Source organism: Caldimonas sp. (assembly GCF_046291045.1).
Classification (GTDB): domain Bacteria; phylum Pseudomonadota; class Gammaproteobacteria; order Burkholderiales; family Burkholderiaceae_C; genus Caldimonas.
In genome coordinates this window covers 1-9,902 of record NZ_JBKBSL010000061.1, presented here as the reverse complement: position 1 = coordinate 9,902, position 9,902 = coordinate 1, and the positions used below count along the sequence as shown (strand labels likewise).

General features: G+C 68.3%; 10 protein-coding genes. 7 read left to right on the top strand and 3 right to left on the bottom strand.

Annotation, left to right across the window (positions count from 1 at the left end; translation table 11 throughout):
• Positions 1 to 225: 225 nt before the first annotated feature.
• The 3 genes from ACK4ZD_RS14890 to ACK4ZD_RS14880 are packed head-to-tail and all read right to left on the bottom strand — an operon-like array spanning position 226 to position 2,995.
• The gene (locus ACK4ZD_RS14890) at positions 226 to 1,530 is read right to left on the bottom strand and encodes a TRAP transporter large permease (protein WP_409663799.1); all 1,305 of its coding nucleotides are present in this window, start codon (positions 1,528 to 1,530) and stop codon (positions 226 to 228) included.
• On the bottom strand, positions 1,530 to 2,027 hold the full coding sequence (locus ACK4ZD_RS14885) for a TRAP transporter small permease (RefSeq protein WP_409663796.1): 498 nt from the start codon (positions 2,025 to 2,027) through the stop codon (positions 1,530 to 1,532). Before ACK4ZD_RS14885 ends, ACK4ZD_RS14890 begins: the two co-directional genes overlap by 1 nt.
• Positions 2,027 to 2,995, bottom strand: coding sequence for a TRAP transporter substrate-binding protein (locus ACK4ZD_RS14880; RefSeq protein WP_409663793.1), 969 nt, complete (start codon positions 2,993 to 2,995; stop codon positions 2,027 to 2,029). The genes ACK4ZD_RS14885 and ACK4ZD_RS14880 overlap by 1 nt, the downstream gene beginning before the upstream one ends.
• 157 nt (positions 2,996 to 3,152) lie before the next feature.
• Between ACK4ZD_RS14880 and ACK4ZD_RS14875 the strand changes: the two genes are divergently transcribed.
• From ACK4ZD_RS14875 to ACK4ZD_RS14845, 7 genes are all read left to right on the top strand, one after another.
• Positions 3,153 to 4,052 carry a LysR family transcriptional regulator gene (locus ACK4ZD_RS14875; RefSeq protein ID WP_409663791.1) on the top strand — a complete coding sequence of 300 codons (900 nt, stop codon included), beginning with the start codon at positions 3,153 to 3,155 and terminating at the stop codon, positions 4,050 to 4,052.
• Positions 4,053 to 4,142: 90 nt separating this feature from the next.
• Complete coding sequence (locus tag ACK4ZD_RS14870) at positions 4,143 to 4,967, top strand: putative hydro-lyase (RefSeq protein ID WP_409663788.1); 825 nt, start codon at positions 4,143 to 4,145, stop codon at positions 4,965 to 4,967.
• Between the two features lie 24 nt (positions 4,968 to 4,991).
• Positions 4,992 to 5,963 (top strand): TRAP transporter substrate-binding protein, encoded by a 972-nt coding sequence (locus tag ACK4ZD_RS14865; RefSeq protein WP_409663785.1) that lies wholly within the window; start codon positions 4,992 to 4,994, stop codon positions 5,961 to 5,963.
• A gap of 14 nt (positions 5,964 to 5,977) precedes the next feature.
• Complete coding sequence (locus tag ACK4ZD_RS14860; RefSeq protein ID WP_409663782.1) at positions 5,978 to 6,562, top strand: TRAP transporter small permease; 585 nt, start codon at positions 5,978 to 5,980, stop codon at positions 6,560 to 6,562.
• Positions 6,563 to 6,620: 58 nt separating this feature from the next.
• The gene (locus ACK4ZD_RS14855; protein ID WP_409663779.1) at positions 6,621 to 7,913 is read left to right on the top strand and encodes a TRAP transporter large permease; all 1,293 of its coding nucleotides are present in this window, start codon (positions 6,621 to 6,623) and stop codon (positions 7,911 to 7,913) included.
• Between the two features lie 27 nt (positions 7,914 to 7,940).
• On the top strand, positions 7,941 to 8,915 hold the full coding sequence (locus tag ACK4ZD_RS14850) for a TRAP transporter substrate-binding protein (RefSeq protein ID WP_409663776.1): 975 nt from the start codon (positions 7,941 to 7,943) through the stop codon (positions 8,913 to 8,915).
• Between the two features lie 20 nt (positions 8,916 to 8,935).
• On the top strand, positions 8,936 to 9,902 hold a 967-nt coding region (locus tag ACK4ZD_RS14845; protein WP_409663772.1), incomplete at its 3' end, for a hydantoinase/oxoprolinase N-terminal domain-containing protein.

The window sequence follows — 9,902 nt, the reverse complement described above, 5'->3', positions numbered from 1 at the left end:
GCCCGCCTGGCCCAGGCCCGCGAGCAGGTGCATGCGCTGCAGCAGGCCGCCCACCTGTCCGAGCCGCAGCGCCGCGACGCCATCGAGGGCTGGATCGCCGGCCATTTCGACGAGCGCGAGCGGTGGCGTGTGAAGGCCCTGCTGGGCCTGTGAACCCGGCCGCCCGAAGCCGGGCCGTCCCCCTCGGGGAGCGGGCCATCGCCCCGGGGGGCCAGGAAACGGGGTTCAGCGCCCCATCACCTGCTGCGGCAGCCAGGTGACGATCTCGGGAACGAGGTAGATCAGCCCGACGGCGACGATCATCAGCACGAACATCGGTGCGGCCTGGCGCGCGATCCAGGGCAGCTCCCTGCCCGTCATGCCCTGCAGCACGAAGAGGTTGAAGCCCACCGGCGGCGTGATCTGGGCCATCTCCACCACGATGACGAGGAAGATGCCGAACCACAGCAGGTCGATGCCCGCCCCCTGCACGATGGGCAGCACCACGCCCATGGTCAGCACGATCATCGAGATGCCGTCGAGGAAGCAGCCCAGCAGGATGTAGAACACCATCAGCGCCACCAGCAGGGCCAGCGGCGACAGGCCCAGCGAGCCGATCCATTCGGCCAGGTGGCGCGGCAGGCCGATGTAGCCCATCGACAGCGTGAGGAAGGCCGCGCCCGCAAGGATGAGGGCGATCATGCAGTACAAGCGCGTGGCGCCCATCAGCGAATCGCGGAAGGTGCGCCACGTCAGCGAGCCCTGCGCGGCCGACAGCACCAGCGCCCCCACCACCCCCAGGGCCGCCGCCTCGGTGGCGGTGGCGATGCCGGTGTAGATGGAGCCAAGCACCGCAAGGATCAGCAGGACCACCGGGATGAGGCTGCGCGAGGCTTTGAGCTTGTCGAGCAGGGACAGTCCCGGGTCGGCAGCCGGGATCTGTTCGCGATGGAGGGCTGCCCAGACCATCACGTAGACCATCAGCAGCCCCGCCACCAGCAGGCCGGGAAAGACGCCGGCGGCGAACAGGCGCGCGATCGACACGTCGGCCGTGACGCCGTAGACGATCATGATCAGCGACGGCGGGATCAGCAGGCCCAGCGTGCCCGCACCGGCCAGCGAGCCGACGACGATGCCGTCCGGATAGCCGCGGCGCTTCAGCTCGGGCAGCGCCATCTTGCCCACGGTGGCGCAGGTGGCCGCCGACGAGCCCGAGACCGCCGCGAAGATGGTGCAGCCCAGGATGTTGGTGTGCAGCAGGCGGCCGGGCAGGCGATTCATCCAGGGCGCCAGCCCCTTGAACATGTCCTCCGACAGCCTGGTGCGAAAGAGGATCTCCCCCATCCACACGAACAGCGGCAGCGCCGTGAGCGTCCAGCTCGACGCCGAGCCCCAGATCGTCAGCGCCATCGCATCGCCCGCCGGGCGGGGGCTGAAGAGCTGCATGCCGATCCAGGCCACACCGGTGAGCGTCAGGCCGATCCACACGCCCGAGCCCAGCAAGGCAAACAGGCTCAGCACCAGCAAGCTGGTGATCAGGATGTCGTCCATCAAACCCCCGCTTCGCGCACTTGCGCCGCACGGCCGCACGCGGTGAGCCACCATTCGTCGAGGAAGGCGATGAAGAGCAGCAGCGTGCCGGCGGCCATCGCCAGTTGCGGGATCCACAGCGGCGTGGCGTCGATGCCGGTGGAGATGTCGTGGAAGGCGCGCGACTGCCACACCAGGCGCGCGCTGTAGAACGCGAAGAGCCCGGACAGGCCCACGGCGACCGACAGGCTCCACAGCTCCAGTGCACGCCGCCCCTTGGTGCCCAGGGCATTGAGGACGAGCGTCACGCGGATGTGCTCGCCGCGCTTGAGCGTGTGGGCCAGCGACAGGAAGGCTGCGGCAGCCATGAAGTAGCCAGCGTAGGCGTCCATGCCGCGCAGCGGCAGCGTGTGGAAGCGGTCGATCACGCTGCCCAGCACCATCGCCAGCGTGCCGATCATGCACAGCGCGGCGAGCACCGCCGCGCCGTCATAGAGCGCATCGAGGACGCGGCGCATCACATCTTCTTGTAGGCATCGACGATGGCCTGTCCCTCAGGACCGGCCTTGTCCAACCATTCCTTCAGCAGCACCGCGCCCACCTTCTGCATGTCGCTCTTCAGCGCAGCCGAGGGCGGTTGCACCGTCATGCCATTGGCCCTCAGCGTGGCCAGGGTATCGGTGTTGACACGCTGGCTGGCGGCCCAGCCCCGCTCCTCGGCCGCGGCGGCGGCCTTGAGCACGGCGTCCTGCGTGGCCTTGTCCAGCGCATCGAAGGCGCGCTTGTTCACGATCACCGCGTTCTTGGGCAGCCAGGCCTGGGTGTCGTAGTAGAACTTCAGGTGCTCGAAGAGCTTGCTGTCCACCCCGGTGGCGCCCGAGGTCATGGTGGACTCGACCACCCCGGTGGCCAGCGCCTGCGACAGCTCGGCCGCCTGCACCGTGACGGCCTGCGCGCCCACGAGCTCGGCAATGCGCGAGGTGGCGGGGCTGTAGGCGCGCCACTTGCTGCCCTTGAGATCGGCCGCCGAGTTCAGCGGCGTCTTGCTGTAGATCCCCTGGGGCGGCCAGGCCACGGCATACAGCAGCATCATGCCCTGCTCGCCGAGCTTTTTCTGCAGCGCCGGTTTCTGGGCTGCGTAGAGCTTGCGCGCGGCGTCATAGCTGTCGGCCAGGAAGGGAATGCCATCCAGGCCGAAGGGCTGCCATTCGTTCTGGAAGTTCACCAGCAGGATCTCGCCGGCTTGCGCCTGGTTGCCCTGCACCGCGCGCTTGATCTCGGGCGCCTTGAAGAGCGACGCCCCCGGGTGCACGGTGATCGCGAGCTTGCCGCCGCTGGCTTCGCCCACCTCCTTGGCGAACTGCGTGATGTTCACGGTGTGGAAGTTCGTGGCAGGGTAGGCCGTGGGCAGGTCCCACTTGGTCTGTGCGAAGGCCGCGCCCGACAGGGCCAGGGCTCCCAAGGCGATCAGGGTGCGCAATTGCATGGCGATCTCCAACAAGTGAACGAAGTGACGCGAGAATAAGGCCCTCGAGGCGTCGTGGAGATGAGGGCTTTCCTGCGATGCGGCGAGAACCTTCGCTGTGCTGCCGCGAGCGCTGCGGGGCAAGCAGCTTGCATGCCAACACCGGGAGCCTTCTGCCGTGAACCTGCGCTTCGTCGAGGCCTACTACTGGGTCGTCTCGCTCCAGAGTGTCTCGCGCGCTGCCGAGAAGCTCTTCATCACGCAATCGGCCATGTCCAGCCGCATCGCAGCGCTGGAAGACGAACTGGGCGTGTTGCTGCTCGATCGCCGCGACAAGCAGTTCCAGCTCACCGTGGCAGGCAAGCGCTTCTTCACCTACGCGCAGCGTCTGCTGGAACTGCAGCGTGAGATCAAGGCCGAAATGGGCGCCGGCACCCATGCAGCCACCTCGCTGCGCATCGGCGCGATCGAATCGGTGCTGCATTCCTGGCTCATCCCCTGGGTGCAGCACATGCGCGAGGCCCTGCCCGGCTTCGAGCTGGAACTCACGGTCGAAACCACGCCGGTGCTGGTGGAACAGGTGCGACGGGGCACGCTGGACGTGGCCGTGGCGGCGCTGCCATCGGCCGGCGACGGCCTGCGCAGCCGCGCCCTGCCGGCGATGGAGATGGTCTTTGTCGGGCACCGCGAACTTCACCGCAAGCGCCGCTACCTGCTGGCCGATCTGGCCGGCTTCGAGCTGCTGACCTTCCAGCGCGGATCGCAGCCGCATGTCGCACTGATCGACTTCTTTCGGCAAGACGGTCTGGAGCCTCGTCGGGTGCATGCCATCTCGTCCATCTCGGCCATGGCCGAACTGGTGGAGGGGGGCTTCGGCGTGGCCACGTTGCCGCTGGCCGCGGTGCGCCAGATCGGTGCGCGCAAGCCGCTCAAGGTGCTGTCTTGCGAGCGCAAACTGCTGCCCCTGCCGGTGCATGTGAGCTACCGGGACGACCCCACTTCCTCTCTGACACGCACCGTTGTGGACGCCATGCTGACCCATCTTGGGGTTTCCACCAATCATCGAAAAAATCGATGAGCTAAGCGAAAAAAAACCCGTTTGCGGCGTCGGCGCCGAGCCCAACACAATGGGTCCGTCATCCAGTTTTCCGTTTGACAGGAGCCATCGATGGGTGCCTTCGACACCACCGGCCGGACCCTCCGGGACGATCTCGCCACAAGCTCGGCGCAAGCCGCGCGCCAGGCCATCCGCAGCGGCCAGTGGACCAGCCACACCAGTACCCTGGCCCACGGCCACGTGCAGGGCAACCTCGTGATCCTGCCGCAGGCCCAGGCCGACGACTTCCTTCGCTACTGCCAGCGCAACCCCAAGCCCTGCCCGTTGCTGGCGGTCACGGAACCTGGCGAGCCGCACGTCCCGCCCCTGGGCGACGACATCGACCTGCGCACCGATGTGCCGCGCTACCGCGTCTGGCGCCGCGGCGAGCTCATCGAGGAACCCACCGACATCACCGCGCTGTGGCGCGACGACCTGGTGTCGTTCGTGATCGGCTGTTCGTTCTCGTTCGAGCAGGCTTTGCAGGAAGCGGGCCTGCCCATCCGACACATCGAGCGCAACTGCAACGTGCCGATGTACCGCACCAACATCCCCACCACGCCGGCCGGCCCCTTCAGCGGCCCGTTGGTGGTGACCATGCGTCCGATGCGGGCCGCCGCAGCGATCCGCGCCATCCAGGTGACCTCGCGCTTTCCGGATGTGCACGGCGCACCCGTGCACCTGGGCGACCCGTCGCTGATCGGCATCACCGACCTCGCACGGCCGGACTACGGCGATGCGGTGGATGTGCTGCCGGATGAGATCCCCGTGTTCTGGGCCTGCGGGGTCACGCCCCAGGCGGCGCTGGCCCAGGCCCGTCCCGAGTTCTGCATCACCCACGCCCCGGGCGCGATGCTGATCACCGATCGGCTCAACCACGAGTTGGCCGCCTTCTGAGCCCCCTTCCACCAGGAGACCACGATGAAGTTGTTCCCTCTGGCCAGTCTGAGCCTGGCTTTCGCGCTGTCCGCCGCCCCTGCCGCCGCGCAGGTGAAGTGGGACATGCCCACCGGCTACGGCGCCAGCAGCTATCAGACACAGAACGTTCAGCAGTTCGCCCAGGAGGTCGAGCAGGCCTCCGGGGGCAAGCTGAAGATCACCGTGCATCCGGGCGGTTCGCTGTACAAGGCCAACGAGATCAAGCGCGCCGTGCAGACCGGTCAGACGCAGGCGGGCGAGTTCATCCTCTCCGGGGCCGCGAACGAGAACCCGTTGTTCGGCGTCGATTCGATCCCCTTCCTGGCCACCAGCTACACGCAGGCGCGCAAGCTCTCCGATGCGTCGCGGCCGGCGCTTGAGAAACTGCTGGCCAGCCAGGGCATGAGGCTGCTCTTCGTCTCGCCGTGGCCGCCTCAGGGTCTCTACTCCAGCAAGCCCGTCGAGTCGGTCGCGGATCTGCGCCGCACCAAGATGCGCGCCTACAACCCGGCCACCTCGCGCATCGCCGAGCTGGTGGGTGCCCAGCCGACCACGATCCAGCTGGCCGAGTTGCCCCAGGCCCTGGCCACCGGCACGGTCGAGAACTTCCTCACCTCCAGCGCCAGTGGCGTCGAGAGCAAACTCTATGAGCACGTGAGCCATTTCTACGACGTGGCGGCGTGGCTGCCCAAGAACGCCATCGTGGTCAATCGCAAGGCCTTCGACGCGCTGGACAAGCCTTCGCAGGACGCCGTGCTGCAGGCCGCCGCCGCCGCAGAGGCCCGCGGCTGGCGCATCAGCGAAGAAAAGAACCGTGAGTACATGCGCGAGCTGCTCGATCGCGGCATGAAGGTGTCTCGCCCCAGCGAGACCCTGCGCAAGGAGCTGCTGTCCATCGGCGCGCGCATGACCGATGAGTGGCTCAAGACTGCCGGGGCGGACGGACAGGCCGTCATCGACGCCTACCGTCGCTGACACAGAGGCTCGCGATGGGCACGGACTCCTCCGACGCGGTCATGGCGGCACTGCATCGTCCTCGCTCCGGGCCCGGCCCGCTGGCGCTGGCCCTGCGGCGCACGACGCGGCAGTTCTACTGGGCGCTGGCCGTGCTGGCCTGCCTGAGCATCCTGGCGGCCTTCGCTTGCATCGTCGTGGGGGTGATCGGTCGGCAGGTCGGCTTCAACATCCCCGGGCTGGATGCCTACGCGGGCTATGCGATCGCCGCTGCGCTCTTCCTCGCGTTGCCACACACCCTGGTGCGGGGCGAGCATATCCGCGTCACCCTGGTGATGCAGCGTCTGCCGGCGCGTGCACGCGGGTTTCTCGAAGGATGGAGCCTGCTGGCCGGCCTGGGCGTGAGTGGCTACATCGCCTGGTATGCCGGACGTCTGGTGTGGCTGTCCTATGTGACGCACGACGTTTCCTCGTCGTCGGACGCCACGCCGCTGTGGATTCCGCAGCTGAGCATGGCCCTCGGTTGCCTTGGCCTGGCCCTGGCCTTCCTGGAAGCCCTGTGGGCCCACCTGGCCGGCCACGAAGTGTTCGAAACGCACGAGGCCACCAGCGCCGAGTGAGCCGCGGCCGCCGGCGGGCGGCCGTCCCTCCTTCTCATCCAACTTGCGGAGCGACACCATGGACATGATGGTCGCGGGCCTGCTCATGGCCTTGTTGTTTGTGATCCTGGGCTCGGGCCTGTGGATCGGACTCGCGCTGGTGGCCGTCGCCGCCGTGGGCATGGAGTTCTTCACGCAGCGCCCCGCCGGGGACAGCATGGCCCTGACCATGTGGGGGCACATGTCGAGCTGGACGCTGACGGCCCTGCCGCTCTTTCTGTGGATGGGCGAGATCCTGTTCCGAACCCGGCTCGCGAAGGACATGTTCAGCGGCCTGGCGCCCTGGCTCAACCGCCTGCCCGGCCGGTTGCTGCACACGAACGTGATCGGCTGCGGCATCTTCGCTGCGGTGTCGGGGTCTTCGGCGGCCACCTGCGCCACCATCGGCAAGATCACGTTGCCCGAGCTGAAGAAGCGCGGCTACCCCGACGACATCGCCATCGGCACCCTGGCCGGCGCGGGCACGCTGGGCCTGCTGATTCCGCCGTCAATCATCATGATCGTGTACGGCGTCGCGTCGAACGTCTCGATCGCCAAGCTGTTCGTGGCCGGCGTGATCCCGGGCATCCTGCTGGCCTTGCTGTTCATGGGCTACATCGTCGTGTGGTCCCTGCGCCACCCGGGCCGCATCCCGGCCGCCGACACTGCCATGCGCTTCGTCGACAAGGTGAAGGCTGCACGCCACCTCATCCCGGTGGTTCTGCTGATCGGCGCGGTGCTGGGGTCGATCTACACCGGCATCGCCACGGCCACCGAGGCGGCTGCCCTGGGCGTGGCCGGGTCGCTGGCCCTGGCTGCGGCCGAGGGATCGCTGACCTGGCGCAGCTTCCGCGAGGGCCTGGTGGCCGGTGCGCGGGTGTACTGCATGATCGGGATCATCCTCGCCGGCGCCGCCTTCCTGACCCTGGCCATGGGCTTCATCGGCCTGCCGCGCCACCTCGCTGAATGGATCGGCTCGCTGGGCTTGTCGCCGGCGATGTTGCTGGTGCTGCTCGTGGCGTTTTTCATCTTGCTGGGCTGCTTCCTCGACGGCATCTCGATGGTGGTCCTGACGATGGCCGTGCTGCTGCCCACCGTCGAGGCGGCCGGCTTCGACCTCATCTGGTTCGGCATCTTCATCGTGCTGGTGGTGGAGCTTGCGCAGATCACGCCGCCGGTGGGCTTCAATCTCTTCGTCCTGCAATCCCTCACGAAGCGGCAGATCACCGACATCGCGCGCACGACGATGCCGCTGTTCCTGCTGATGCTGCTGGCCATCGCGCTGATCTACCTCTTCCCTGGCCTCGTGACCTGGCTGCCCAGCCAGATGTGAACGCCCACAGCCCCGCGGAGGTGTCCCATGCAACGCCGTGAACTGCTCCTGGCCGGTGCCGGCCTGGCCCTGGCGGTCCCAGGCCGTGCCGCCACGCCCTGGCGGCTGGCCACCGGGTATCGCGCCGAGTCCTTCCACGGCCAGAACCTGCTGGTCTTCGCCCGGGAGGTGGCCACCGCCACCGCCCAGGGCGTGCGCATCGAGCTGCACCCCCACAACAGCCTGGTGCCGCTGCCCCAGATCTTCACCGCGGCCACCGACGGCCGCATCGAGGCCGGCGAAGCCATCATGACCGGCCTGGCCGACGTGCTGCCGCTGGCCGGCGCCGATGCCGTGCCCTTCGTGGTGGGCTCCTACGAGGACGCAGAGCGCCTGTGGCGCCACCAGCGCCCCCTGGTCGAACGCCAGTTCGCCCAGCGCGGCCTGCGCGTGCTCTATGCCGTGCCCTGGCCGCCGCAAGGGCTGTTCAGCCGGCGACCGGTGCAGCGCGTGGCCGATCTGGCCGGCACCCGCATGCGCACCTACAACGCCACCACGGTGCGCATCGCGCAGCTGCTGGGGGCCGAGCCGGTGGACGTGGCGATGGTGGACGTGGGCCGCGCCCTGAGCGAAGGCCGCATCGACACCATGATCACCTCGGCAGTGACGGGCGTGGAGAACCAGGTCTGGGGGGCTGCAAAGCACTACTACGACATCAACGCCTGGATCCCGAAGAACATCGTCTTTGTTCGAGCCGACCGGCTCGAGGCCCTCACGCCACCCGCGCGCGAGGCCGTCCTCGCCGCCGCCCGCTCGGCCGAGGCGCGCGGATGGGCGGCCAGCCGCGAACTGGCGCGCTCCTCGGTGCTGGAACTCCAGCGCCAGGGCGTGCAGGTGGACCCGGTGCATCCCCACCTGTCCCGCGACCTCAAGCGGCTGGGCGAGCGCTTTTCCCTGGAATGGATCCGCGCCGTCGGGCGCGAAGCCAACGAGATCTTCATCCCCTACTACACGCAGGCCTGACGAGCCCGCACAATGTCCCTATGAGCACACACCCCACCTCCCGCTGGCAGTTCTGGATCGACCGCGGCGGCACCTTCACCGACATCGTCGCAAGGCGCCCCGACGGTTCGCTCACCACCGCCAAGCTGCTCTCCGAGAACCCCGAGCACTACCGCGACGCCGCCGTGGCGGGCATCCGCCGGCTGCTGGGCCTGGCGCCGCAGGAGCTCATCACGCCCGCACAGGTCGAGTGCGTGAAGATGGGCACCACCGTGGCCACCAACGCGTTGCTGGAACGCAAGGGCGACCGCACGCTGCTGGTCACCACGCGGGGCTTCCGCGATGCGCTGCGCATCGCCTACCAGAACCGCCCGCGACTCTTCGATCGCCACATCGTGCTGCCCGAGCTGCTTTACGAGCAGGTGATCGAAGCCGATGAGCGCATCGGCGCCGACGGCGAGGTGGTGCAGCCGCTCGACGCAACCGCCTTGCGCACGGCGCTGGAAGCCGCCTATGCCGACGGCATCCGCGCCTGCGCCATCGTCTTCATGCATGGCTATCGCCACACCCAGCATGAGCGCGAGGCCGCCGACCTGGCCCGGCACATCGGCTTCACGCAAGTGTCGGTCTCGCACGAGGTGAGCCCGCTGATGAAGTTCGTCTCGCGCGGCGACACCACGGTGGTCGACGCCTACCTCTCGCCCATCCTGCGCCGCTATGTCGAGCAGGTCGCCTCCGAGATGCCCGGCGTGCCGCTGTATTTCATGCAGTCCAGCGGCGGCCTCACCCAGGCCGACCGCTTCCAGGGCAAGGACGCCATCCTCTCGGGTCCGGCCGGCGGCATCGTCGGCATGGTGCGTACGGCCGAGCGGGCCGGCTTCGACCGGGTGATCGGCTTCGACATGGGCGGCACCTCCACCGATGTGTCGCACTACGCCGGCGAGTTCGAGCGGGCCTTCGAGACCCAGGTGGCCGGCGTGCGCATGCGCGCGCCGATGATGAGCATCC